Origin of the sequence: Citrobacter sp. W9 (assembly GCF_026719375.1) — a bacterium.
Lineage (GTDB): Bacteria > Pseudomonadota > Gammaproteobacteria > Enterobacterales > Enterobacteriaceae > Citrobacter > Citrobacter werkmanii.
Genome location: NZ_JAPPTE010000004.1, coordinates 162,960 through 187,494, shown reverse-complemented (window position 1 = coordinate 187,494; position 24,535 = coordinate 162,960). Strand labels below are relative to the sequence as shown.

General features: G+C 53.4%; 21 protein-coding genes. 10 read left to right on the top strand and 11 right to left on the bottom strand.

Translation table 11 applies throughout. The features are described from left to right. Positions 1-9: 9 nt before the first annotated feature. The 3 genes from caiB to caiT form a co-directional block, all read right to left on the bottom strand. Positions 10-1,227, bottom strand: a complete 1,218-nt coding sequence (caiB, locus tag OOJ59_RS08910; RefSeq protein WP_038637101.1) for an L-carnitine CoA-transferase — start codon at positions 1,225-1,227, stop codon at positions 10-12. An 82-nt stretch (positions 1,228-1,309) separates the two neighbouring features. Further along, entirely contained in the window at positions 1,310-2,452 is a 1,143-nt protein-coding gene (gene caiA, locus OOJ59_RS08905; RefSeq protein ID WP_003018898.1) for a crotonobetainyl-CoA dehydrogenase, read from the bottom strand. Between the two features lie 34 nt (positions 2,453-2,486). Further along, positions 2,487-4,004 carry an L-carnitine/gamma-butyrobetaine antiporter gene (gene caiT, locus OOJ59_RS08900; RefSeq protein ID WP_038637104.1) on the bottom strand — a complete coding sequence of 506 codons (1,518 nt, stop codon included), beginning with the start codon at positions 4,002-4,004 and terminating at the stop codon, positions 2,487-2,489. A 480-nt stretch (positions 4,005-4,484) separates the two neighbouring features. Here caiT and OOJ59_RS08895 point away from each other — a divergent pair, with 480 nt between their 5' ends. From OOJ59_RS08895 to folA, 9 genes are all read left to right on the top strand, one after another. After that, a complete protein-coding gene (locus OOJ59_RS08895; protein WP_110498760.1) occupies positions 4,485-5,255 on the top strand; it encodes an electron transfer flavoprotein FixA in 771 nt (256 codons plus the stop codon). A 15-nt stretch (positions 5,256-5,270) separates the two neighbouring features. Then, positions 5,271-6,212: an electron transfer flavoprotein subunit alpha/FixB family protein gene (locus OOJ59_RS08890; RefSeq protein ID WP_085048329.1), complete on the top strand. Its 942-nt coding sequence runs from the start codon at positions 5,271-5,273 to the stop codon at positions 6,210-6,212. A gap of 49 nt (positions 6,213-6,261) precedes the next feature. After that, entirely contained in the window at positions 6,262-7,548 is a 1,287-nt protein-coding gene (locus tag OOJ59_RS08885) for an FAD-dependent oxidoreductase (protein ID WP_087857647.1), read from the top strand. Next, on the top strand, positions 7,545-7,832 hold the full coding sequence (gene fixX / locus OOJ59_RS08880; RefSeq protein ID WP_000203731.1) for a ferredoxin-like protein FixX: 288 nt from the start codon (positions 7,545-7,547) through the stop codon (positions 7,830-7,832). The genes OOJ59_RS08885 and fixX overlap by 4 nt, the downstream gene beginning before the upstream one ends. A 147-nt stretch (positions 7,833-7,979) precedes the next feature. Beyond that, the gene (locus OOJ59_RS08875) at positions 7,980-9,323 is read left to right on the top strand and encodes an MFS transporter (RefSeq protein ID WP_085048328.1); all 1,344 of its coding nucleotides are present in this window, start codon (positions 7,980-7,982) and stop codon (positions 9,321-9,323) included. Between the two features lie 90 nt (positions 9,324-9,413). Beyond that, positions 9,414-9,647: a YgdI/YgdR family lipoprotein gene (locus OOJ59_RS08870; protein ID WP_003018880.1), complete on the top strand. Its 234-nt coding sequence runs from the start codon at positions 9,414-9,416 to the stop codon at positions 9,645-9,647. Between the two features lie 103 nt (positions 9,648-9,750). Then, entirely contained in the window at positions 9,751-10,281 is a 531-nt protein-coding gene (gene kefF / locus OOJ59_RS08865) for a glutathione-regulated potassium-efflux system oxidoreductase KefF (protein WP_038637110.1), read from the top strand. Further along, positions 10,274-12,136, top strand: coding sequence for a glutathione-regulated potassium-efflux system protein KefC (gene kefC / locus OOJ59_RS08860; RefSeq protein ID WP_085048327.1), 1,863 nt, complete (start codon positions 10,274-10,276; stop codon positions 12,134-12,136). Before kefF ends, kefC begins: the two co-directional genes overlap by 8 nt. Positions 12,137-12,334: 198 nt before the next feature. After that, positions 12,335-12,814, top strand: coding sequence for a type 3 dihydrofolate reductase (gene folA / locus OOJ59_RS08855; RefSeq protein WP_268063371.1), 480 nt, complete (start codon positions 12,335-12,337; stop codon positions 12,812-12,814). A 90-nt stretch (positions 12,815-12,904) separates the two neighbouring features. Here the strand turns inward: folA and apaH are convergent, their stop codons facing one another. Genes apaH through lptD form a run of 6 tightly spaced genes read right to left on the bottom strand, consistent with a single transcriptional unit; the run spans position 12,905 to position 19,646 of the window. Next, positions 12,905-13,753: a bis(5'-nucleosyl)-tetraphosphatase (symmetrical) ApaH gene (apaH, locus tag OOJ59_RS08850; protein ID WP_038637114.1), complete on the bottom strand. Its 849-nt coding sequence runs from the start codon at positions 13,751-13,753 to the stop codon at positions 12,905-12,907. 10 nt (positions 13,754-13,763) lie between these two features. After that, positions 13,764-14,141, bottom strand: a complete 378-nt coding sequence (gene apaG / locus OOJ59_RS08845; protein ID WP_038637116.1) for a Co2+/Mg2+ efflux protein ApaG — start codon at positions 14,139-14,141, stop codon at positions 13,764-13,766. Between the two features lie 2 nt (positions 14,142-14,143). Further along, the gene (rsmA, locus tag OOJ59_RS08840) at positions 14,144-14,965 is read right to left on the bottom strand and encodes a 16S rRNA (adenine(1518)-N(6)/adenine(1519)-N(6))-dimethyltransferase RsmA (protein WP_005124503.1); all 822 of its coding nucleotides are present in this window, start codon (positions 14,963-14,965) and stop codon (positions 14,144-14,146) included. Beyond that, positions 14,958-15,950, bottom strand: coding sequence for a 4-hydroxythreonine-4-phosphate dehydrogenase PdxA (pdxA, locus tag OOJ59_RS08835; RefSeq protein WP_110498758.1), 993 nt, complete (start codon positions 15,948-15,950; stop codon positions 14,958-14,960). Before pdxA ends, rsmA begins: the two co-directional genes overlap by 8 nt. Then, positions 15,950-17,236 carry a peptidylprolyl isomerase SurA gene (gene surA, locus OOJ59_RS08830; protein WP_038637121.1) on the bottom strand — a complete coding sequence of 429 codons (1,287 nt, stop codon included), beginning with the start codon at positions 17,234-17,236 and terminating at the stop codon, positions 15,950-15,952. The genes pdxA and surA overlap by 1 nt, the downstream gene beginning before the upstream one ends. 52 nt (positions 17,237-17,288) lie before the next feature. Beyond that, the gene (gene lptD / locus OOJ59_RS08825; protein ID WP_160955427.1) at positions 17,289-19,646 is read right to left on the bottom strand and encodes an LPS assembly protein LptD; all 2,358 of its coding nucleotides are present in this window, start codon (positions 19,644-19,646) and stop codon (positions 17,289-17,291) included. 255 nt (positions 19,647-19,901) lie between these two features. Between lptD and djlA the strand changes: the two genes are divergently transcribed. Further along, on the top strand, positions 19,902-20,717 hold the full coding sequence (gene djlA, locus OOJ59_RS08820) for a co-chaperone DjlA (protein WP_003845702.1): 816 nt from the start codon (positions 19,902-19,904) through the stop codon (positions 20,715-20,717). 173 nt (positions 20,718-20,890) lie between these two features. On the opposite strand, the gene rluA is transcribed toward djlA, so the two are convergent. Both rluA and rapA read right to left on the bottom strand, forming a co-directional pair. Next, the gene (rluA, locus tag OOJ59_RS08815; protein ID WP_160955428.1) at positions 20,891-21,550 is read right to left on the bottom strand and encodes a bifunctional tRNA pseudouridine(32) synthase/23S rRNA pseudouridine(746) synthase RluA; all 660 of its coding nucleotides are present in this window, start codon (positions 21,548-21,550) and stop codon (positions 20,891-20,893) included. A gap of 11 nt (positions 21,551-21,561) precedes the next feature. Further along, positions 21,562-24,468 (bottom strand): RNA polymerase-associated protein RapA, encoded by a 2,907-nt coding sequence (gene rapA, locus OOJ59_RS08810; protein WP_038637132.1) that lies wholly within the window; start codon positions 24,466-24,468, stop codon positions 21,562-21,564. Positions 24,469-24,535 lie beyond the last annotated feature (67 nt).

The following is a 24,535-nucleotide window of genomic DNA, read 5'->3' as shown; positions in this document are numbered from 1 at the left end:
GCGTCGCGTTTATTCCTCAACCCTGGCCAGGCCTTTGCCGACCAGCTCATTTATGTCTGCTTCGCTATAACCAATGTTTTTCAGAATGGCGGCGGTATCCATGCCGTGTGATGGCATGCCACGCCAGATTTTCCCCGGGTTGTTTTTAAATTTCGGCATGATGTTCGGCCCTTTGCAGGTGCGGCCGTCCATTGTTTGCCACTGAGTAATGGATTCGCGAGCAACGTACTGCGGATTGCCTTCCAGTTCCGGAATGGTTAGCACCTTCGCACAGGCGATGTTCAGCTCAGCAAAGCGCGCCTGGACTTCGGCGATGGTATGCGCTGCCAGCCAGGCGTCCAGTTTCTCTTCGACGAGCGGGCCGTAAGGGCATTCCACGCGATGGATTAGCTGCGTGCCTTCCGGAACTTCCGGCGTACCGAGAATGTGGGCCAGGCCTATATCTTTAAAACACTCGTTGATTTGCGTGATGCCGACCAACTCCATGACGATGTAACCATCGGCGCATTTATACAGGCCGCAACCGGCGTAGTAGGGATCTTTCCCTTTCGTCATACGTGGACAGATTTCGCCGCCGTTGAAGTAGTCCATCATGAAGTACTGACCCATGCGCAGCATCACTTCGTACATGGCGATATCGATGCTTTCACCTTTACCCGTTTCGCGCACTTTGTGCAGGGCCGCCAGCGCCGCTGTCGTTGCGGTCATTCCGGAGAAGTAATCCGCGGTATACGGGAAGGCTGGCATCGGTTGGTCAACGTCGCCGTTTTGGATCAGATAACCACTGAACGCCTGCGCGATGGTGTTATACGCCGGAAGATTGGTGTACTCCTCCGTACCAAACTGGCCAAAACCGGAAAGGTGGGCAATGACCAGTTTCGGGTTATGTTCCCACAGCACTTCATCAGTAATACCGCGGCGTGCAAAGGCCGGGCCTTTACTGGCTTCAATGAAAATATCGGTGGTTTCCATCAGTTTCAGAAACGCTTCCCGACCTTCATCTTTGAAAATATTGAGCGACAGGGCGTGCAGGTTGCGGCGTGAGAGCTGCGGGTAGTTAGGCTGTACGCGGATGGTATCGGCCCATGCGACGTTTTCAATCCAGATAACCTCGGCGCCCCATTCGGCGAACATCTGTCCGGCGAACGGACCGGCGATTTCGATCCCTGAAAAAACAACGCGTACTCCAGCAAGAGGGCCAAAGGTTGGCATTGGTAAATGATTCATAATTTTTCTCCTGGCATTTATGGGGGCCATGTAGGCCGGATGGCAACGCGAGCGTCTCATCAGGCCTACAGGTTGCGCCGTTCTATCGGTATTGCTTGAGTACCGCACGGCCTAACGTCAGGATCTGCATTTCATCAGAACCACCAGAAACGCGGTCAACACGCAGGTCACGCCAGAAACGCGTGATGCGGTGGTTGCCAGCGATACCAACACCTCCCAGTACCTGCATGGCGGTGTCTACCACTTCAAACGCGGCGTTGGCGCAGAAGTATTTGCACATTGCCGCGTCGCCGGAGGTAATAGTGCCGTTATCTGCTTTCCACGCGGCTTCCAGCAGCATGTTTTTCATGGAGTTCAGTTTGATCGCCATATGCGCAAACTTCTCCTGAATCAGCTGGAAACGGCCAATAGTTTCACCAAACTGCACGCGCTGATTAGCGTAACGCGCGGCATCTTCAAAAGCGCACATTGCGGTGCCGTAGTTGGTCAGCGCGACGAGGAAGCGCTCATGGTCAAACTCTTCTTTCACGCGGTTGAAGCCGTTACCTTCCCGACCGAACATGTCTTTTTCGTCCAGTTCAACGTCGTCAAAGGTGATTTCACAGCAGCTATCCATGCGCAGACCGAGTTTCTCCAGTTTGTTGACCTTGATACCCGCTTTGCTCATGTCGACAAACCATTCGGTGTAAACAGGCTTATCCGGCGATGCACCGTCTCTCGCCATGACCACGATGTACGGGGTATAGGCGCTACTGGTGATAAAGCACTTACTGCCATTAAGATAAACCTTACCATTTTTGCGTGTATAAGTGGTTTTCAGACTGCCGACATCCGATCCCGCTCCCGGTTCGGTGATAGCAGAGTTCCACATCTGCTTACCGGTACCCTGGAACGCCATGATTTTATCAATTTGCTCCTGAGTCCCTTCACGCAGGAAAGTGTTAAAACCTCCCGGCAATTGGTACAACACGTAAGTTGGTGCGCCAAGACGTCCCAGCTCCATCCAGACGGCGGCGACGGTAACAAAACCCGCTTCCAGACCGCCATGTTCTTCCGGGATCAGCAGGCTATCAATGCCCATATCCGCCAGCGCTTTTACAAAACGCTCAGGGTAGACGCTGTCACGATCGCACTCGGCAAAATAAGCTTCCCAGTTCTCACTGGCCATCAGTTCACGAATACCGGCGACAAACAGTTCCTGCTCGTCATTTAAGTTGAAATCCATCTTTCAGCCTCTTGATCAATTGGGTTAATAAGAATTACTTGTCTTTCCAGTGCACTTTGGCGTCTTTAATAAAGGACAGCGTCACCATAATGTTGACGAAGAACAGCGGGCATCCTCCGGCGATAATTGCGGTCTGAATCGGCTTCAACCCACCCAGCGCCAGCAGAACGATACCGATGATGCCGACCAGCACCGACCAGCCGATACGCACTAACAGAGGCGGTTCTTCACCATCGCGAACTTCGCGACAGGTGGACATCGCCAGGGTGTAAGAGCAGGCGTTAATCAGCGTTACGGTGGCGATAAAGCAGAGGATAAAGAAACCCCACATGGTGGCGGTGCTGAGCGGTAAGGCGGCCCAGGTTTCGATAATGGCGCGCGCCACGCCGTGTTGTTCAATCAACTGCGGAATGTTGAGGATGTTTTTATCCATCAGCAGCAGCGTGTTGCTGCCAAGGACAGTCCACAGGATCCAGGTAGACGCGGTCAGACCCAGTACCATCCCGAAGCACAGTTCGCGTACGGTGCGACCACGAGAAATACGGGCCAGGAAGATACTCATCTGGATGGCGTAAATTACCCACCACGCCCAGTAGAAAACGGTCCAGCCCTGCGGGAAGCCGCCTTTACCAATGGCATCGGTATAGAACAGCATCCGTGGCAGATGCATCAGCAACATCCCGACGGAGTCGGTGAAGTAGTTCATGATGAAGCTGGCACCGCTGACGATAAACACCCAGCCGAGCATCAGGAAGCTCAGATAACTACGTACGTCACTGGCGATCTTGACCCCTTTTTGCAGGCCACAGGCCACGCAAATGGCGTTCAGAATGATCCAGCAGGTAATGATGATGGCGTCGAGTTGCAGCGTATGTGGAATACCGAACAGGTACTGCATACACTCGGTGACCAGCGGGGTAGCCAGACCGAGGCTGGTGCCCATTGCGAAGATCAGCGCCACCAGGTAGAAGTTATCAACGATGGTACCGAACAACCCTTTCGCATGTTTCTCACCGACGAGCGGTACCAGCGTGGAGCTGGGACGGATGACATCCATCTTACGTACAAAGAAGAAGTAGGCGAAGGCTACAGAAAGGAAGCTATAGGTTGCCCACGGCAGCGGCCCCCAGTGGAACAGGCTGTACGCCAGACCTATCTCTTTCGCGCCCGTGGAATTTGGTTCCAGGCCGAACGGCGGGGTGGAGATATAGTAGTAGATCTCAATAGAGCCCCAGAACAGCACCGCAGCGGATGTACAGGACGCGAACATCATAAAAATCCAGCTGGCGGTGCTAAACTCCGGTTTTTCGTCACCTAATCTCTTTTTAGCATAGGGGCCAAAAACCAGCCAGAACCAGCCGAATAACATGATGACCATATACCATTCAAATGCCCATCCCCAGACGTTGGTGACATAACTGAATACCGCATTAATAACGACGTTAGCGGCATCAAGATCTCTTACTGTTAGCCAGCAAAGTATTCCGACAATTATTAATGGCGGAAAAAAAACCTTCGGTTCAATTCCCGATTTTCTCTTTTCATTTTTCATAAGTGAATTCCAGTGTGAAAACGAAATTTATTTAGCGTGCCCGTTTTTGAACGTTTGTTTATTTATTATTAATGGTTTGTTGATAACTTATTAACCTCTGGGACACCTCAACGAGTAACTCATAATGGGTATTCATTTCGCGTGATTCTGTTACTTGTGTCACACTTTTTTGTGCTGGTTATTTTGTCTTGAAATGTCTGTTTTTTATTTATAAATCATATAGTTGGTATTGGTTTTTTAACTTTTTTAAGTGTCTGGCGTTCAATATTGTTGAACCAGCAAGCAATATTGAAAATTTTCATATTTGACGTGTTTCTTTCAATATTGGTGAGGCATGTAACACTATTGAAAGTTACGAATTTCAATGTGTGACATTTTCAATATTGGTGATTAAGGTTTTATTTCCGAATTAAAGAGCGTGATATCTGTATTTAACACCGCCGATATAAATACGTTTCCTTCATGATTTCTGGAGATGCAATGAAGATAATTACTTGCTACAAATGCGTACCTGATGAACAGGATATTGCGATTAATAATGCTGATGGTTCACTCGATTTCAGCAAAGCGGATGGCAAAATCAGCCAATATGATCTGAATGCAATTGAAGCTGCTTGCCAGTTAAAACAGCAGGTGGGAGACGCTCAGGTTGTCGCCATGAGCGTTGGCGGCAAAGCGCTGACTAATGCAAAAGGGCGCAAAGATGTTCTTTCTCGTGGCCCTGATGAACTGATTGTGGTGATTGACGATCAATTTGAGCAGGCGCTGCCGCAACACACCGCTACCGCGCTGGCCGCCGCGGCGCAAAAATCAGGTTTCGATCTGCTTATTTGCGGCGACGGTTCTTCCGATCTTTATGCTCAGCAGGTTGGTTTGCTGGTAGGCGAAGCGCTGAACGTTCCGGCGATTAACGGCGTGAGTAAGATCCTCTCTCTTACTGACAGTACGCTGACGGTAGAACGCGAACTGGAAGATGAAGTTGAAACGCTGAGCATCCCGCTCCCGGCGGTGATCGCGGTTTCCACCGACATCAACACTCCACAAATCCCTTCGATGAAAGCCATTCTTGGCGCGGCGAAAAAACCGGTTCAGGTCTGGTCGCCTGCGGATATCGGGCTGAACAGCGTACCCGCGTATTCCGTACAACAGGTTGCCGCACCGAAGCAGCGCGAGCGTCAGCGTGTGGTGATTGAAGGTGACGGTGAAGAACAAATCGCCGCGTTTGTCGAGAATCTGCGCAAAATCATTTAATTATCAGGGGATGTTATGAACAAATTTTCCAGTGTCTGGGTATTCAGCGATACCCCTTCTCGTCTGCCCGAACTGATGAGTGGCGCGCAGGCTGTAGGTGAAAAAGTTAACGCGTTCGTACTGAACGAAGCGGATAGCGCGACAGCATGTCATTTGGGCGCGGATCATGTCTGGCTGCTCAGCGGCAAACCAGAAGACCGCATGATCGAAGACTACGCTGATGTGATGGCTGAGACTGTTCGTCAGCATAGCGAGGGCGGCGCGGTACTGCTGCCGAATACGCGCCGGGGCAAACTGTTGGCGGCAAAGCTGGGCTTTCGCTTGTCGGCTGCGGTTTCCAACGACGCCAGCGAAGTCGCCCTGCAGGATGGAAAAGCGGCGGTTAAGCATATGGTCTACGGCGGTCTGGCGATAGGGGCAGAAACCATTGCTTCGCCGTTTGCCGTGATCACGCTCAGCAGCGGAACGTTTGACGCACAAGACCCGGACACTTCTCGCAGCGGTGAGATGCACACCGTGCAGTGGCAGGCTCCGGCCAATGCTGTGACCCGCACCGCAACCCAGGCACGTCAGAGCAACAGCGTCGATCTCGATAAAGCGCGTCTGGTGGTCAGTGTGGGACGCGGTATAGGCAGCAAAGAGAATATCTCGCTGGCCGAAGCGCTGTGCCAGACGATTGGCGCTGAGCTGGCCTGTTCTCGCCCGGTAGCGGAAAACGAGAAGTGGATGGAGCACGAGCGCTACGTCGGTATCTCCAACCTGATGCTCAAGCCTGAACTGTATCTGGCGGTGGGGATCTCCGGGCAGATCCAACACATGGTCGGCGCCAACGGCGCGCAGACGATTTTCGCCATCAATAAAGATAAAAATGCGCCGATCTTCCAGTATGCGGATTTTGGCATCGTTGGCGATGCGCTGAAGATCCTGCCTGCGCTGACGGCTGCCTTAGCGCGATAAATCATTTCGGGCAGGATGCGAAGGTGTCCTGCCGCTGACAGGAGTACGTATGTCCGAAGATATCTTTGATGCCATCATCGTGGGTGCAGGTCTGGCCGGTTCGGTTGCGGCGCTGGTGCTTGCTCGCGAAGGTGCACAGGTGCTGGTTATCGAGCGCGGCAATTCTGCTGGCGCGAAGAATGTCACCGGTGGGCGTCTGTATGCGCATAGCCTGGAACGCATCATTCCCGGCTTTGCGGATCTGGCCCCCATTGAACGCATGATTACCCACGAAAAACTCGCCTTTATGACCGACAACGGGGCGATGACTATCGACTACTGCAATGGTGAGGAGGCCGCCGCGTCGCAGGTTTCTTATTCCGTCTTGCGCAGTAAATTTGACGCCTGGCTGATGGAGCAGGCCGAAGAGGCGGGGGCGCAACTGATCACCGGTATTCGCGTCGATAACGTCGTTCAGCGCGAGGGTAAAGTCGTGGGCGTGGAAGCCGATGGCGATATTCTGGAAGCCAAAGTCGTGATCCTCGCCGACGGGGTGAATTCTCTGCTGGCTGAAAAGCTGGGGATGGCCAAGCGTGTTGAGGCATCGCATGTTGCCGTCGGCGTGAAGGAACTGATCGAATTGCCGAAGTCGGTGATTGAAGATCGTTTCCAGCTACAGGGCAACGAAGGCGCCGCCTGTCTGTTTGCCGGGGCGCCAACCGATGGTCTGATGGGCGGTGGCTTTCTGTATACGAATGAAACAACCCTTTCTTTGGGGCTGGTCTGCGGTCTTCATCATCTGAAAGACGCGAAAAAATCGGTCCCGCAAATGCTGGAAGATTTCAAACAGCATCCGGCAGTCGCTCCGCTGATCGCTGGTGGCAAGCTGGTGGAATATGCCGCGCACGTTGTACCCGAGGCGGGAATGAATATGCAGCCTGAACTGGTGGGCGATGGCGTACTGATTGCCGGAGACGCTGCCGGCATGTGTATGAACCTCGGTTTTACCATCCGTGGTATGGATCTCGCCATATCCGCAGGCGAAGCGGCGGCGAAGACGGTGCTTTCGGCGATGAAGCGCGACGATTTTAGCAAGCAGTCGCTGGGTGAATACCGTCAGCATCTGGACGAAGGTCCGATGCGCGATATGCGCATGTATCAGAAACTGCCGGCTTTTCTTGATAATCCCCGCATGTTTACCGCTTATCCCGAAATGGCGGTCAGTATCGCGCGCGACCTGTTCACCGTGGATGGCTCCGCTCCGGTGCCAATGCGTAAAAAAATCCTGCGCCATGCGAAGAAAGTGGGCTTCATCAACCTGATGAAAGATGGCCTGAAAGGAGTGACCGTATTATGACATCTCCCGTCAATGTGGACGTCAAACTGGGCGTCAATAAGTTCAATGTGGATGAAGATAGCCCACACATCATTCTCAAAGCCGATCCTGATAAACAGGCGCTGGAGGTGCTGATTAAGGCCTGTCCGGCGGGACTGTATAAAAAGCAGGACGACGGTAGCGTTCGTTTTGATTACGCCGGGTGCCTGGAGTGTGGAACGTGCCGGATCCTCGGCCTTGATACGGCGCTGGAAAAATGGGAATACCCACGCGGGACGTTTGGCGTGGAGTTCCGCTACGGCTAATAAGTACGAGGTTGTGCACCCGTAGGCCGGATAAGATGCGGTAGCATCGCCATCCGGCAATCATGTGGTGCCAATGCCGGATGGCGGCGTAAACGCCTTATCCGGCCTACAGATGACGCTTTGCCCGTGTTGAAACAGGACATCACCATGCAGCAGCCCAGGAACTTTGATGACATCAAATTTACCTCTATTCACCGCAGGATAATGCTATGGGGAAGCGGTGGGCCGTTTCTGGATGGTTATGTGCTGGTAATGATTGGCGTGGCGCTGGAACAACTCACGCCAGCATTGAAACTGGATGCTCAGTGGATTGGCTTGCTGGGTGCGGGCACGCTGGCCGGACTGTTTGTTGGTACGTCGTTGTTTGGCTACATTTCCGATAAGGTCGGGCGGCGAAAAATGTTTATTATCGATATCATCGCCATTGGCGTGATATCGGCAGCGACCATGTTTGTTACCTCGCCCGTTGAACTCCTGGTGATGCGTGTGTTGATCGGCATTGTGATTGGCGCCGATTACCCGATCGCCACCTCGATGATTACCGAATTTTCCAATACCCGCCAGCGTGCCTTCTCTATCGGTTTTATCGCGGCTATGTGGTATGTCGGCGCAACCTGTGCCGATCTGGTCGGTTACTGTTTGTATGATGTTGAGGGTGGATGGCGCTGGATGCTAGGTAGCGCGGTGATCCCCTGTATTTTGATCCTGATTGGACGCTTCGACCTGCCTGAATCGCCACGCTGGCTGCTGCGTAAGGGGCGGGTGAAAGAGTGCGAGGCGATGATGATCAAGCTGTTCGGCGAACCGGTGGTGTTCGACGAAGAAGCGCCGCAGGAGACGCGTTTTCTCCAGCTGTTTAATCGTCGTCATTTCCCGTTTGTGCTGTTTGTTGCCGCCATCTGGACCTGTCAGGTGATCCCGATGTTCGCCATCTATACCTTTGGCCCGCAGATTGTTGGGCTACTGGGACTGGGTGCCGGGAAAAGCGCCGCGTTGGGCAACGTGGTGATTAGCTTGTGCTTTATGCTGGGGTGTATTCCGCCGATGTTTTGGCTCAATAGCGCGGGGCGGCGACCGCTGTTGATTGGCAGCTTTATTATGATGACGCTGGCGCTGGCCGTACTGGGGTTAATTCCTGATATGGGGGCGTGGCTGGTGGTGCTGGCCTTTGCCGTATACGCATTTTTCTCTGGTGGTCCGGGGAATCTGCAGTGGCTATATCCCAACGAACTGTTTCCTACCGATATTCGCGCGTCTGCCGTCGGGGTGATTATGTCGTTAAGCCGCATCGGGACCATTGTTTCCACCTGGGCGCTACCGGTGTTCATTAGCAAATACGGCATCAGTAATGTCATGCTGATGGGGGCCGGGATTTCGCTGATTGGCCTGCTCGTGTCCATTGCTTTTGCACCAGAAACACGCGGCCTGACGTTGTCTCAAACCAGTCAGATGACGATTCGCAGTAAGCCCGTGACCAGGGCAGGCTATTAGGAGTGTTCTGTATTTTCCCTGTAACTCAGTCAGTTAGCCTACAGTTAATCTATATTTCACTGAAAACGACTGAAAAGCAGGGAGAACACCATGCAAAAACATATCCTGATCACCTCTATTTTTACCGCAGCAGCACTGTTTACCGTCGCCGGTTGTTCCTCAAACCAGGCGGTGAAAACCACCGACGGCAAAACCATCGTTACCGACGGCAAACCGCAAGTGGATGATGATACTGGCCTGGTGTCATATAAAAATGCGCAAACAGGTAAGACGGAGCAGATTAACCGCGACCAGGTTAAAGATATGAGTGAGCTGGACAACTAACTCAGATTTTTCCATTTATCTACTCAATAATATTGACTGTTAGCCTGTGGATTAACTGACTAAACTCACTGTTATTACAATAATGCAGTGACACAGGCTAATCATGATTCTCATCATTTATGCGCATCCCTATCCGCAGCATTCGCATGCGAATAAGCGGATGCTTGATCAGGCAAGGACGCTGGAGGGCGTGGAGATCCGCTCGCTCTACCAGCTCTACCCCGATTTCAATATCGATATTGCCGCTGAACAGGATGCGTTGGCACGCGCTGATTTAATTATCTGGCAGCATCCTATGCAGTGGTATAGCACGCCTCCGTTACTCAAATTGTGGATGGATAAAGTCCTCTCTCACGGCTGGGCCTATGGCCATGGCGGAACAGCGCTGCACGGTAAACATCTGCTGTGGGCTGTGACGACCGGCGGCGGTGAAAACCACTTTGATATCGGCTCCCATCCTGGCTTTGATGTACTTTCTCAGCCCCTACAGGCAACGGCTTTATATTGCGGCCTCAAATGGCTGCCGCCGTTTGCGATGCACTGTACGTTTATTTGTGATGATGAAACGCTGCAGGCGCAGGCGCGCCACTATAAGCAGCGTCTGCTGGAGTGGCAGGAGGTGCATCATGGATAGTCATACGCTAATACAGGCGCTGATTTACCTCGGTTCGGCGGCGCTGATTGTCCCCATCGCCGTACGGCTGGGCTTAGGGTCAGTGCTGGGCTATCTCATCGCCGGGTGCATCATCGGTCCTTGGGGCTTGAGGCTGGTGACAGATGCCGAATCAATCCTCCATTTTGCCGAGATCGGCGTGGTATTGATGCTGTTTGTCATCGGCCTGGAACTGGATCCGCAACGTTTGTGGAAGCTGCGAGCCTCGGTGTTTGGCGGTGGTGCATTACAAATGGTGGTTTGCGGGGGGCTGATCGGTCTGTTCTGTATGTTCCTCGGCCTGCGCTGGCAGGTAGCGGAACTGATCGGCATGACGCTGGCGCTTTCCTCAACGGCCATCGCTATGCAGGCGATGAATGAACGTAACCTGATGGTGTCGCAACTCGGACGCAGCACATTTGCCGTGCTGCTGTTCCAGGATATCGCCGCTATTCCACTGGTCGCGATGATCCCATTACTCGCGGCGAGCGGCGCATCGACAACGCTTGGGGCATTTGCGCTCTCTGCGCTTAAGGTGGCGGGGGCACTGGTGCTGGTGGTGCTGTTAGGTCGCTATGTGACGCGTCCCGCCTTACGTTTTGTTGCCCGTTCAGGCCTGCGGGAAGTGTTTAGCGCCGTCGCGCTATTCCTCGTTTTTGGCTTCGGTCTGCTGTTGGAAGAGGTCGGACTGTCGATGGCGATGGGGGCGTTCCTGGCCGGTGTGCTGCTGGCCAGTTCTGAGTATCGCCACGCGCTGGAAAGCGATATTGAACCGTTCAAAGGACTGTTGCTGGGACTGTTCTTCATCGGCGTGGGGATGTCTATCGATTTTGGCACGCTGGTAGATAACCCATTACGCATCGTTATTCTACTGGTCGGTTTCCTGGTTATCAAAACCGTCATGCTGTGGCTGATAGCGAAACCGTTGCAGGTGCCGAATAAGCAACGTCGCTGGTTTGCCGTATTATTAGGGCAGGGGAGTGAATTTGCCTTCGTGGTGTTTGGCGCGGCGCAAATGGCAGACGTGCTTGATCCTGATTGGGCGAAATCGCTGACCCTGGCTGTCGCGTTGTCGATGGCGGCGACGCCGATTTTACTGGTGATTTTGACACGACTGGAAAAATCAGCGACCGGTGAAGAGCGGGAAGCGGATGAAATCGACGAAGAACAACCGCGAGTGATCATCGCCGGGTTTGGGCGATTTGGTCAGATTACCGGTCGTTTGCTGTTGTCGAGCGGCGTCAAAATGGTGGTTCTTGATCATGACCCGGACCATATCGAAACGCTACGAAAATTCGGCATGAAGGTTTTCTATGGCGATGCGACCCGGATGGATCTGCTGGAGTCTGCAGGGGCGGCTAAAGCTGAAGTCATTATTAACGCCATTGACGATCCGCAAACCAGCCTGCAATTAACCGAAATGGTGAAGGAGCATTTCCCTCATCTGCAAATTATTGCCCGCGCGCGCGATGTGGATCATTACATTCGCCTGCGCCAGGCAGGGGTGGAAATGCCGGAACGTGAAACCTTTGAAGGCGCGCTGAAGACCGGGCGTCTGGCGCTGGAAGGTCTTGGGCTTGGTCGCTATGAAGCGCGTGAGCGGGCCGACGTATTCCGCCGCTTCAATATGCTCATGGTTGAGGAGATGGTGAAAGGGGAAAATGACGCGATTTCCCGCGCAGCGGTTTATAAACGCACCAGCGCAATGCTGAGTGAAATTATTGCGGAAGATCGCCAACACTTATCGTTAATTCAACGCCATGGCTGGCAAGGCACGGATGAAGGTAAACATACGGGCGACGTCGCCGATGAGCCGGAAGTGAAACCGTCAGCATAGAGTAAAAAATGTGATGTTCTGCAAACTTTACTGCTAATTGGCTGTTTTTGAACTACTGTAATGCTGGCGTACCACCTTAAATAGGTCGGTTCGCCAGCAGAACGGAAAATTTTCATGCTCATCCTCTTTCCGCCAGTCGACGAAAGATTGCGCTTTCCGTATAGTGGCGACAATTTTTTTGTATCCGGGAAACATTCAATGATCAGTCTGATTGCGGCGTTAGCGGTAGATCGCGTCATCGGTATGGAAAACGCCATGCCATGGAACCTACCTGCCGATCTCGCCTGGTTTAAACGTAATACCTTAAACAAGCCGGTTGTCATGGGACGCCATACCTGGGAATCCATTGGGCGACCGTTGCCAGGGCGTAAAAATATTGTCATCAGCAGCAAGCCAGGCACCGACGATCGCGTGCAGTGGGTGAAGTCTGTTGATGAAGCAATAGCGGCCTGCGGCGATGAACCTGAAATTATGGTGATTGGCGGTGGACGCGTGTATGAGCAGTTCCTGCCGAAAGCGCAAAAACTGTATCTGACACACATTGATGCGGAAGTTGAAGGGGATACGCATTTCCCGGACTACGAACTGGACGACTGGGAATCGGTGTTTAGCGAATTTCACGATGCCGACGCACAAAACTCCCACAGCTACTGCTTCGAGATTCTGGAACGTCGTTAATACCGTAAGCGCCGGATGGCGGCGAAACGCCTTATCATCCAGCTAATGTAGGCCGGATAAGGTGCGAGCACCGCATCCGGCAAACGACTATCAGGCGTTGACCGCCTCGCCGGGATCCAGATTCAGATGGCGATTTGATGGCTGTACAAAGTACCGTTTGTCTTCCCAGCGCAGACAGGTGAGGTCTCCCCCCCAGCAACATCCCGTATCCAGCGCGTAGATACCTTCAGGCGTGCCTTTCCCCTCCAGCGATGCCCAGTGCCCGAAAGCAATGCTATAGGCTTCACTGACAGGTCCGGGAATGGCAAACCAGGGCTTCAGTGGGGCTGGCGCATCTTCTGGCGACTCTTTGCTGTACATATCCAACTGACCGTTGGGGAAGCAGTAGCGCATGCGGGTAAATGCGTTGGTAATAAAACGCAGGCGCGCCAGTCCCGTGAGTTCCGGTGTCCAGTTGTTTGGCATGTCGCCATACATGGCGTCGAGGAAGAAGGGATAAGAGTCGCTCGACAATACGGCTTCAACATCGCGGGCGCAATTCCTCGCTGTCTGCAGATCCCATTGTGGGGTAATACCGGCATGCGCCATCACCAGCTTCTTCTCTTCATCAATCTGCAAGAGCGGCTGGCGGCGTAGCCAATTAAGTAACTCATCCGCGTCCGGTGCTTCGAGCAGCGGTGTGAGCCGGTCTTTCGGTTTGTTACGACTGATACCGGCAAATACGGCCAGCAGGTGCAAATCGTGATTGCCAAGGACTAACCGCACGCTATCGCCCAGCGATTTCACGTAGCGTAAAACGTCCAGAGAGCCCGGCCCACGCGCGACCAGATCGCCAGTGAGCCATAGGGTGTCTTGTTCGGGGTTGAAGTCTACCTGGTGCAGCAAGGCGATCAGTTCATCGTAACAACCGTGAACGTCGCCAATAAGGTATGTCGCCATAGTTATTGTTTTAGTGAATGAGTGTTGGAACGGCGAGCCGAAACACGGGAATGTCGATGGTAAAGGCGATGCCTTGTTCATCGATCATTTCGTAATGACCCTGCATGGTGCCCAGCGGTGTTTCAATTACCGCTCCGCTGGTGTACTGATACTCTTCGCCAGGTGCGATGTGGGGCTGAACGCCAACCACACCTTCGCCCTGAACTTCGGTTTCGCGGCCATGACCATTAGTGATCAACCAATAACGCCCCAACAGCTGCACAGGCGCTCGCCCCAAATTGCGGATAGTCACGGTATAAGCAAAAACGTAACGTTCATCATCAGGTGAGGATTGCGCCTCAATGTAGACGCTTTGTACCTGAATGCACACTCGGGGCGAATTGATCATCTTTAACTCTCCTTCGATGGCGCGTTTTCTGACAGATAGTTAGCCATCCGGCAGTATTGCGCGACAGAGATATTTTCCGCTCGCATCGCCGGATCAATACCCAGCTCGGTCAGGACCTCAACGCTAAACAGGTTGCCGAGGCTGTTACGTACCGTTTTACGGCGCTGATTAAACGCTTCGGTGGTAATACGGCTCAGCACGCGGACATCTTTAACCGGGTACGGCATCGTCGCATGAGGAACCAGACGCACAACGGCGGAATCGACTTTAGGCGCAGGCGTGAATGCGGATGGCGGTACTTCGAGTACCGGGATCACATTGCAATAATATTGCGCCATGACGCTTAATCGACCATACGCTTTACTGTTTGGCCCTGCAACCAGACGATTGACCACCTCTTTTTGCAACATGAAATGCATGTCGGCAATGGCATCAGTATAGGTAAAAAGATGGAACATCAGTGGCGTAGAGATGTTGTACGGCAGGTTGCCGAAAACGCGCAGCGGCTGGCCCATCGTTTGTGCGAGTTCGCCGAAGTTCATCGTCATGGCATCTTGCTGATAAATCGTCAGCTTTGGCCCTAAAAACGGGTGAGTTTGCAGGCGCGCGGCAAGGTCCCGGTCCAGTTCAATGACCGTGAGCTTGTCCAGACGTTCGCCTACTGGCTCGGTCAATGCTGCCAGGCCCGGGCCGATTTCGACCATTGCCTGACCCTTCTGCGGATTGATAGCAGAGACAATACTTTCGATCACAAACTGATCGTTAAGGAAGTTTTGCCCGAAACGTTTACGGGCTAAGTGGCCCTGATGGACTCGATTATTCATTAGTATTAACAATCATTTTGATGGCGAGATTAAGCGCCGTAATAAAACTGCCGACATCTGCTTGCCCACGACCCGCAAGTTCAAGCGCGGTGCCGTGATCGACAGATGTGCGAATAAAGGGCAGGCCCAGCGTGATATTCACCCCGCGACCAAATCCCTGGTATTTTAGCACGGGGAGGCCCTGATCGTGGTACATTGCCAATACGGCATCCGCATGGTCGAGATATTTGGGCTGAAACAGCGTATCTGCTGGCAGTGGGCCGTTTAGTTTCATCCCCTGCGTACGCAGTGCATCGAGGACGGGAATGATGGTGTCTATCTCTTCCGTCCCCATATGTCCGCCTTCACCAGCATGCGGGTTAAGACCACACACCAGAATATGCGGATCGGCAATGCCGAACCTGGTGCGTAAATCATGATGCAGAATGCCGATCACTTCCTGCAACAGGGCGGGCGTAATGGCGTCGGCAACGGCTCTGAGCGGCAAATGCGTGGTGGCCAGCGCCACGCGCAGCTCCTCCGTCGCCAGCATCATCACCACTTTCTTCGCCTGTGAGCGCTCTTCAAAAAACTCGGTATGCCCGGTAAACGGCACGCCAGCGTCATTGATTACGCCCTTGTGGACCGGACCGGTAATCAGCGCCGCGAATTCACCTTGCAGACAACCATCACAGGCGCGAGCCAGCGTATCCACGACATATTGCCCATTTTCTACCGCCAACTGACCTGCGACTACAGGTGCTCGTAGCGCAATCGGTAACAGCGTCAACGTACCTGCTGATTGCGGTCTGGCTGGAGTATCTGAAGAGTAGGGGAGGAGTGAAAGCGGTAAACCGAGCATCGCTGCCCGGTCACTGAGAAGAGCGGCATCCGCACAGACGACGAGTTCTACGGGCCACTCACGCTGTGCGAGCTGAACCACGAGGTCTGGGCCAATCCCGGCGGGTTCGCCGGGAGTGATGACAACGCGTTGAATACGAGTCATTAGTTGCTCAGAATTTTAACGTATGCGCTGGCGCGCTGTTCCTGCATCCAGGTCGCTGCTTCTTCCGAGAATTTACGGTTCATCAGCATACGGTAGGCACGGTCTTTCTGCGCTGCGTCAGTTTTATCGACATTACGCGTGTCCAGCAGTTCGATCAGATGCCAACCGAAAGAGGAATGCACCGGGGCGCTCATCTGGCCTTTGTTAAGTTTGGTCAGCGCATCGCGGAAAGCAGGATCGAAAATATCCGCTGCAGCCCAGCCCAGATCGCCGCCCTGGTTGGCAGAACCGGGATCCTGAGAAAACTCTTTTGCTGCTGCCGCGAAGGTGGTTTTACCACTCTTAATATCTGCCGCGATTTGTTCCAGCTTCAGACGCGCCTGTTGATCGGTCATGATCGGCGATGGCTTCAGCAGAATATGGCGGGCGTGCACTTCAGTCACGGAGATGCTCTGGCTTTGACCACGCATGTCGTTGACTTTCAGGATGTGGAAACCCACGCCTGAACGAATAGGGCCGATGATATCGCCTTTCTTCGCGGTGCTTAACGCCTGAGCAAAGATGCCCGGCAGTTCCTGAATACGTCCCCAACCCATCTGGCCGCCTTTCAGCGCCTGCTGATCGGCGGAGTAAGTGATGGCCAGTTTGCCGAAATCGCTACCGTTACGCGCTTCATCAACAACAGAGCGTGCCTGGCTTTCAGCCGCGTTTACCTGCTCTGACGTTGGGTTTTCCGGTAATGGGATCAGAATGTGGCTCAGGTTCAGCTCGGTGCTGGCATCGTTTTGGTTGCCAACCTGCTGCGCCAGGGCATCCACTTCCTGCGGCAGAATGGTGACGCGACGGCGAACTTCGTTGTTACGCACTTCGGAGATGGTCATCTCTTTGCGGATCTGGCTACGATAGGTCGAATAGCTCAAGCCATCCTGTGCCAGACGGCTGCGCATCTGATCCAGCGTCATGTTGTTCTGCTTGGCGATGTTGGCGATAGCCTGATCCAACTGCTCGTCAGAAATTTTCACCCCCATCTTCTGACCCATCTGCAGGATGATTTGATCCATGATCAAACGTTCCAGGATCTGATGACGCAGCGTGGCGTCGTCTGGTAACTGCTGACCAGCTTGACCCGCATTAAGTTTTACTGACTGCATTAAGCCATCGACGTCGCTTTCCAGAACGACGCCGTTATTGACGACGGCTGCGACTTTATCGACTACCTGTGGGGCAGCGAAACTGGTATTCGCGATCATGGCGATACCGAGAAGCAGCGTTTTCCAGTTCTTCATACTTTTTCCATTTCAATTAACCGCAATGCGGATTACGTGTAAATTAATCAGATCACAAAGAGCTTTGATACGGCAAAATGTTCGAACGCAACATTTGGTTGGTGCCGAGACCGTAGTTGGAGCTCAGGCCGCGGAGTTCGATATTAAAGCCGATCGTGTTGTCATAAACTGCGTGTTTCTGGGTGTCATCCCAACCGTTCAGCTTACGTTCGTAGCCGAAGCGAATGGCGTAACAGCAGGAGTTGTACTGTAAGCCCAGCATGGAGTCTGCTTCTTTGTTCACGTTGGTATCGAAGTAGTAAGCACCGACAATCGACCAGCGATCGGCGATCGGGAAGCTTGCCACTGCGCCCACCTGCGAAATCCCGTTCTTATACTGATCGGCCGTCGAGTAGTAAGAAGGCAGGGTTGCCTGGATATACTCTGAACTGGCATAACGGTAGTTCAACTGCAGCATACGGTTTTCGTCGCGGCGGTATTCGATACTGCTGCTGCTGGTGGCGATGCTATCCAGACGCGTGTCGTACTGAATCCCACTACGCAAACCCCAGCGATCGGAGATGCGCCAGTAGGTGTCTCCCGCCCAGACCAGCGAACCCGTTTTGTCGTCATTCTCCCATTTAATGTTGTCATCGCCAGTGCGAGACTCAGTGAAATAGTAGATTTGACCCACAGAAATATTAAAACGTTCAACGGCCGCGTCATCATAAACGCGAGATGTGACCCCGGTCGTTACCTGGTTAGCGGAGGCAATACGGTCCAGACCGCCATAAGTACGGTCGCGGAACAGGCCGCTGTAGTCAGATTGCAGCAGGGATGAGTCATAGTTATAGATATGGCTTTGGTCGCGATACGGAACGTACAGGTACTGGGCGCGCGGCTCCAGCGTCTGGGTATATCCCGGCGCCAGCATTTGCATATCACGCTCGAATACCATCTTGCCGTCAACTTTAAACTGCGGCATGACGCGGTTGGCGGAATCATCCAGCTTGGTGTTTTGCGGGTTACTGTTGTACCAATCCAGATTGGTCTGCTGATAGTGCGTAGCCAGCAGTTTCGCTTCGGTATTGATACTGCCCCAGTTATTCGACAACGGCAGGTTGATGGTCGGTTCAAGGTGAACACGCGTTGCTTCTGGCATGTTGTCATTGGTGTTAACGAAATGGACCGCCTGGCCATAAATACGGGTATCAAACGGACCGACGTCATTCTGGTAATAGTTGACGTCTAACTGCGGCTGCGCAGAGTAACTGTTACTGTTTGCGGAATCGAAGACCTGGAACTGCTTGGTCGAAACCGTGGCGTCAAAGTTCTGTACCGCATAGCCGACGCTGAATTTCTGCGTGGCGTAGCCGTCGGTACTGGAGCCGTATTTGTTATCAAAATCATTAAAGTAACTGGTGTCGCTGACCTTGGTGTAGTCGACGTTGAAACGCCACACCTGGTCCATGACGCCAGAGTGCTGCCAGTAGAACAGCCAGCGGCGTGAGTTGCTGTCCTTCGGATTATCATCTTCGTACACTTTATCGGAGTTCAGATAGTCGAACTCCATCAGGCCTGCGCCCGCCTGGGTGAGGTAGCGGAATTCGTTCTCCCACATGATGCCGCCACGACGGTGCATATAATGCGGCGTGATGGTGGCGTCCATATTGGGCGCAATGTTCCAGTAGTACGGGAGATAGAACTCAAAATAGTTATTAGTAGAGTATTTTGCGTTCGGGATCAGGAAACCGGAACGGCGCTTATCGCCGACGGGCAACTGTAAATAGGGGCTGTAAAAGACCGGAACCGGACCCAGTTTAAACCGGGCGTTCCAGATTTCCGCGACCTGTTCTTCACGATCGTGGATGACTTCGCTACCGACGACGCTCCAGGTATCGGAACCGGGCAGACAGGAGGTAAAGCTACCGTTTTCCAGAATGGTATAACGGTTTTCCCCACGCTGTTTCATCAGATCGGCTTTCCCGCGTCCCTGACGACCTACCATCTGGTAATCCCCCTCCCAGATGTTGGTATCTTTGGTATTCAGATTAGACCAGCCCTTCGGTCCCTTCAGAATCACCTGATTGTCATCGTAATGAACATTACCCAACGCATCGACGGTTCGTACTGGCTCCGGCTGGCCTTCTGCTTGCTTCTGGTGAAGCTGAACTTCGTCGGCCTGCAGGCGGCTATTACCCTGCGCAATATCCACGTTGCCGGTAAACACCGCGTCATCCGGGTAATTCCCTTTCGCGTTGTCGGCATTAATGGTGACGGGTAATTCATTGGTTTCGCCCTTCACCAGAGGACGGTTATAGCTCGGCACGCCCAGCATACACTGTGAGGCGAGATCGGCTGCCAGGCCCTGTTGGCTATAAAGGGCGCTGGCAATCATGGTGGCCAGAAGAGTGGGAATACGTTTTTTCATACGTTGTATTTATTGTTCCATCATCGGTAGCGTCGCGCGTGACAAACGGTCACAGCCTAACTTATCTCATCTTCACTGCGCTAGTGTTAATCCTGCCCATTTAGGCATCCGTGGTGTTAGGCACGGCATTGAATGACAGGTATGATAATGCAAATTATAGGCGATGTCCCACAATTGACCGCAGCCGTAAAACGGTAAAAGCAGCTTATATTGTGGGACATAGCCTGGCTGAGAGCACAAAGATTTGGGGAGTCTATGCAGTATTGGGGAAAGATAATTGGTGTAGCCGTGGCTTTAATGATGGGCGGCGGCTTCTGGGGTGTGGTTCTGGGCCTGTTAGTCGGCCACATGTTCGACAAAGCCCGCATGCGCAAAATGGCGTGGTTTGCCAACCAACGTGAACGCCAGGCGCTTTTTTTTGCCACCACTTTTGAGGTGATGGGTCATCTGACAAAATCCAAAGGTCGCGTCACGGAAGCCGATATTCATATCGCCAGCCAGTTGATGGATCGGATGAATTTGCACGGTGATTCCCGTACTGCCGCGCAACACGCCTTCCGGGTGGGAAAATCAGACAATTACCCGTTACGTGAAAAGATGCGTCAGTTTCGCAGCGTCTGTTTTGGTCGATTCGATCTGATCCGCATGTTTCTGGAGATTCAGATCCAGGCGGCATTTGCCGACGGGTCATTGCACCCTAACGAGCGTGAAGTGCTGTATGTGATTGCTGAAGAGTTGGGGATTTCGCGCACCCAGTTTGATCAGTTTCTGCGCATGATGCAGGGCGGGGCACAGTTCGGCGGCGGATATCAGCAGCAGTCCGGCGGTGGCGGCTGGCAGCAGGCGCAACGAGGCCCGACGCTGGAAGACGCCTGTAATGTTCTCGGTGTTAAAACAACCGACGATGCGACCACCATTAAGCGTGCTTATCGTAAACTGATGAGCGAACACCATCCGGACAAACTGGTGGCGAAAGGGCTGCCGCCAGAAATGATGGAGATGGCTAAGCAGAAGGCGCAGGAAATTCAGAAGGCGTATGAGCTAATCAAAGAACAGAAAGGCTTCAAGTAAATATACACGGCATCCTTCAAGCTGCCTCTTTGTTGGCTGCACTGTGAAACCCCAGTCACATAGTTATCTATGCTCCTGGGGATTTCTTCGTTTGCCGCCTCGATGCATCTCGAATGATTTGTGTCTATAAATAAAGACACAAAGCAAAAACGAAATGCGTCCCCAGCAACGTTTTAAAAATCCGCTGGGACTTTAAACGTCATGCTGTTGCCGTATGCGGGATGGGTGATGGTTAACATCTCTGCGTGCAGCAGCAGGCGTGGCGCTAACGCCAGGGCTTCTGGCGGAGCGTAGAAGCGGTCGCCGAGGATCGGATGCCCTAATGCCAGCATATGCACACGCAACTGGTGGGAGCGTCCGGTTATGGGTTTGAGCACCACCCGGGCGGTGTTATCCGCCGCGAACTCGACCACTTCATACTCGGTCTGCGCGGATTTCCCGGTCTCATAACACACTTTCTGCTTTGGTCGGTTCGGCCAGTCGCAAATCAGCGGTAAATCAACCAGTCCCTCGGCAGGCGCCGGATGTCCCCATACGCGTGCGGCATACTGCTTTTTCGGTTCGCGCTCGCGAAACTGGCGTTTGAGTTCACGCTCTGCCGCTTTGGTTAGCGCGACTACAATCACGCCGCTGGTTGCCATATCCAGACGATGTACGGATTCAGCCTGTGGGTAGTCGCGTTGAATACGCGTCATCACGCTGTCTTTGTGCTCATCCAGACGACCCGGCACGGACAATAAGCCGCTCGGCTTGTTGACCACTATAATGTGCTCATCCTGATACAGGATAACCAGCCAGGGTTCCTGCGGCGGATTGTAGTTTTCCATCCCCATGTATGGCTCCGTTACTGGTGCGTCACGACGATCAGACGCAGGGCATCCAGACGCCAGCCCGCCTGCTCCAGGCTTTCCAACACCTGCTGGCGGTTGCTTTCAATGGCGCTCAGTTCGTCATCACGGATGTTCGGGTTAACGGCACGTAGGGCTTCCAGACGCGACAGTTCTGCTGTCAGCTTCTCATCCGCTTCTTTGCGCGCCGCGTCGATCAGCGCACGGGCGGATTTTTCCACCTGCGCCTCACCCAACTGCAGGATGGCATGAACATCCTGCTGCACGGCGTTGACCAGTTTGCTGCCGGTGTGGCGGTTAACGGCGCTGAGCTGACGGTTAAAGGTTTCGAATTCAACCTGCGCGGCAAGGTTATTGCCGTTTTTATCCAGCAGCATGCGTACCGGCGTTGGCGGCAGGAAGCGGTTCAACTGCAGCTGTTTCGGCGCTTGCGCCTCTACAACGTAAACCAGTTCAACCAGCAGAGTGCCGACCGGTAACGCTTTGTTTTTCAATAAAGAAATAGTACTGCTTCCGGTGTCGCCGGACAGGATCAGATCCAGACCATTGCGGATCAGCGGATGCTCCCAGGTAATAAACTGCGCGTCTTCACGCGACAGGGCGACATCACGTTCAAACGTAATGGTGCAGCCATCTTCCGGCAGGCCAGGGAAATCCGGTACCAGCATATGATCGGACGGCGTCAGCACGATTAAATTGTCGCCGCGGTCATCCTGATTAATACCGACGATATCAAACAGGTTCATGGCAAAGGCGATCAGGCTGGTGTCGTCATCCTGCTCTTCAATACTTTCGGTAAGTTGCTGAGCTTTTTCACCGCCATTGGAGTGAATTTCCAGCAGGCGATCGCGGCCTTGCTCCAGTTGGGCTTTCAGCGCCTCGTGCTGCTCACGGCAGGTTTTGATCAGGTCATCAAAGCCATCGGTATTTTCCGGCTCAGCCAGGAAGCCGATCAGATTGTTGTATACCGTGTCATAGATAGTACGTCCGGTTGGGCAAGTGTGTTCGAACGCATCCAGACCTTCGTGGTACCAGCGCACCAGCACGGATTGCGCGGTTTTTTCCAGGAACGGTACGTGGATCTGAATATCATGAGCCTGGCCGATACGATCCAGACGACCAATACGCTGTTCCAGCAGGTCCGGGTTGAACGGCAGGTCGAACATCACCAGGTTGCTGGCGAACTGGAAGTTACGCCCTTCTGAGCCGATTTCAGAACACAGCATCACCTGGGCGCCGCTATCTTCTTCGCTAAACCAGGCCGCCGCGCGGTCACGTTCAATAATCGACATTCCTTCATGGAACACGGCGGCGCGGATCCCTTCGCGTTCGCGCAGGACCTGCTCCAGTTGCAGCGCGGTGGTCGCTTTCGCGCAGATAACCAGCACTTTTTGCGAACGGTGGCTGGTCAGGTAGCCCATCAGCCATTCCACGCGCGGATCAAAGTTCCACCAGGTGCCGGTGTCGCCTTCGAATTCCTGATAAATCTGTTCCGGGTAGAGCATGTCGCGAGCCCGGTCTTCCGCACTCTTACGCGCGCCCATAATGCCGGAGACTTTTATCGCGGTCTGGTATTGGGTCGGCAACGGTAATTTGATGGTATGCAGTTCGCGTTTCGGGAAGCCTTTCACACCGTTACGGGTGTTACGGAACAGCACACGGCTGGTGCCATGGCGGTCCATCAGCATCGAAACCAGTTCCTGACGCGCGCTCTGGGCGTCTTCGCTGTCGCTGTTTGCTGCCTGCAATAATGGCTCAATATCCTGCTCGCCAATCATGTCGCCTAACATGTTCAGCTCATCGTTACTCAGCTTATTGCCAGCCAGTAGCATGGCGACGGCATCAGCGACCGGACGGTAATTTTTTTGCTCTTCAACAAACTGGGCGAAATCGTGGAAACGGCTTGGATCCAGCAGGCGCAGACGTGCAAAGTGGCTTTCCATACCCAGTTGTTCTGGCGTAGCGGTCAGCAGCAGGATACCCGGTACGCGTTCAGCCAACTGTTCAATGGCCATATATTCGCGGCTGGGCGCATCTTCGCTCCACACCAGGTGATGGGCTTCATCGACAATCAGCAGATCCCATTCGGCGTCACACAGGTGCTCCAGACGCTGTTTACTGCGACGGGCAAAGTCCAGCGAACAGATAACTAACTGTTCGGTTTCAAACGGGTTGTAGGCGTCGTGTTGCGCTTCTGCATAACGCTCATCATCGAACAGCGCAAAACGCAGGTTGAAACGGCGCAGCATTTCGACCAGCCACTGGTGCTGTAGCGTCTCCGGGACGATGATCAGTACGCGTTCAGCGGCGCCGGAAAGCAGTTGCTGATGCAGGATCATCCCGGCCTCAATGGTTTTACCTAAACCCACTTCGTCAGCCAGCAAAACGCGCGGGGCGTGACGACGACCAACATCATGAGCAATGTTGAGCTGGTGGGGGATCAGGCTGGTACGTTGGCCGCGCAAACCACTCCATGGCATACGGTACTGTTCGCTCTGAAATTTACGCGCGCGATAGCGCAGCGCAAAGCGGTCCATACGGTCAATCTGACCGGCAAACAGGCGATCCTGTGGTTTGCTGAATACCAGTTTACTGTCGAGCAACACTTCACGCAGCGTTACACCGGTTTCTTCGGTATCAAGGCGGGTTCCGATATAGGCAAGCAGGCCGTTTTCTTCTTTTACTTCATCGACATGCAGTTGCCAGCCTTCATGGCTCGTTATCGTATCGCCAGGATTGAACATCACGCGGGTCACGGGAGAATCACTGCGCGCATACAGACGGTTTTCGCCCGTCGATGAGAAAAGTAAAGTGACGGTTCGCGCATCCATGGCGACAACAGTACCAAGTCCCAGTTCGCTTTCTGTATCGCTGATCCAGCGTTGACCAAGTGTAAAAGGCATATATGTTCGGCTCTATATCTTTAATTGCAGGCAATACTCGTCATTTTCCGGGCTAACCCGGTTTTTG

What these genes read in the sequence shown, in the direction of transcription:
- caiB (WP_038637101.1), bottom strand. Translation starts at nt 1,227, where the DNA reads ATGAATCATTTACCAATGCCAACCTTTGGCCCTCTTGCTGGAGTACGC.
- caiA (WP_003018898.1), bottom strand. Translation starts at nt 2,452, where the DNA reads ATGGATTTCAACTTAAATGACGAGCAGGAACTGTTTGTCGCCGGTATT.
- caiT (WP_038637104.1), bottom strand. Translation starts at nt 4,004, where the DNA reads ATGAAAAATGAAAAGAGAAAATCGGGAATTGAACCGAAGGTTTTTTTT.
- OOJ59_RS08895 (WP_110498760.1), top strand. Translation starts at nt 4,485, where the DNA reads ATGAAGATAATTACTTGCTACAAATGCGTACCTGATGAACAGGATATT.
- OOJ59_RS08890 (WP_085048329.1), top strand. Translation starts at nt 5,271, where the DNA reads ATGAACAAATTTTCCAGTGTCTGGGTATTCAGCGATACCCCTTCTCGT.
- OOJ59_RS08885 (WP_087857647.1), top strand. Translation starts at nt 6,262, where the DNA reads ATGTCCGAAGATATCTTTGATGCCATCATCGTGGGTGCAGGTCTGGCC.
- fixX (WP_000203731.1), top strand. Translation starts at nt 7,545, where the DNA reads ATGACATCTCCCGTCAATGTGGACGTCAAACTGGGCGTCAATAAGTTC.
- OOJ59_RS08875 (WP_085048328.1), top strand. Translation starts at nt 7,980, where the DNA reads ATGCAGCAGCCCAGGAACTTTGATGACATCAAATTTACCTCTATTCAC.
- OOJ59_RS08870 (WP_003018880.1), top strand. Translation starts at nt 9,414, where the DNA reads ATGCAAAAACATATCCTGATCACCTCTATTTTTACCGCAGCAGCACTG.
- kefF (WP_038637110.1), top strand. Translation starts at nt 9,751, where the DNA reads ATGATTCTCATCATTTATGCGCATCCCTATCCGCAGCATTCGCATGCG.
- kefC (WP_085048327.1), top strand. Translation starts at nt 10,274, where the DNA reads ATGGATAGTCATACGCTAATACAGGCGCTGATTTACCTCGGTTCGGCG.
- folA (WP_268063371.1), top strand. Translation starts at nt 12,335, where the DNA reads ATGATCAGTCTGATTGCGGCGTTAGCGGTAGATCGCGTCATCGGTATG.
- apaH (WP_038637114.1), bottom strand. Translation starts at nt 13,753, where the DNA reads ATGGCGACATACCTTATTGGCGACGTTCACGGTTGTTACGATGAACTG.
- apaG (WP_038637116.1), bottom strand. Translation starts at nt 14,141, where the DNA reads ATGATCAATTCGCCCCGAGTGTGCATTCAGGTACAAAGCGTCTACATT.
- rsmA (WP_005124503.1), bottom strand. Translation starts at nt 14,965, where the DNA reads ATGAATAATCGAGTCCATCAGGGCCACTTAGCCCGTAAACGTTTCGGG.
- pdxA (WP_110498758.1), bottom strand. Translation starts at nt 15,950, where the DNA reads ATGACTCGTATTCAACGCGTTGTCATCACTCCCGGCGAACCCGCCGGG.
- surA (WP_038637121.1), bottom strand. Translation starts at nt 17,236, where the DNA reads ATGAAGAACTGGAAAACGCTGCTTCTCGGTATCGCCATGATCGCGAAT.
- lptD (WP_160955427.1), bottom strand. Translation starts at nt 19,646, where the DNA reads ATGAAAAAACGTATTCCCACTCTTCTGGCCACCATGATTGCCAGCGCC.
- djlA (WP_003845702.1), top strand. Translation starts at nt 19,902, where the DNA reads ATGCAGTATTGGGGAAAGATAATTGGTGTAGCCGTGGCTTTAATGATG.
- rluA (WP_160955428.1), bottom strand. Translation starts at nt 21,550, where the DNA reads ATGGGGATGGAAAACTACAATCCGCCGCAGGAACCCTGGCTGGTTATC.
- rapA (WP_038637132.1), bottom strand. Translation starts at nt 24,468, where the DNA reads ATGCCTTTTACACTTGGTCAACGCTGGATCAGCGATACAGAAAGCGAA.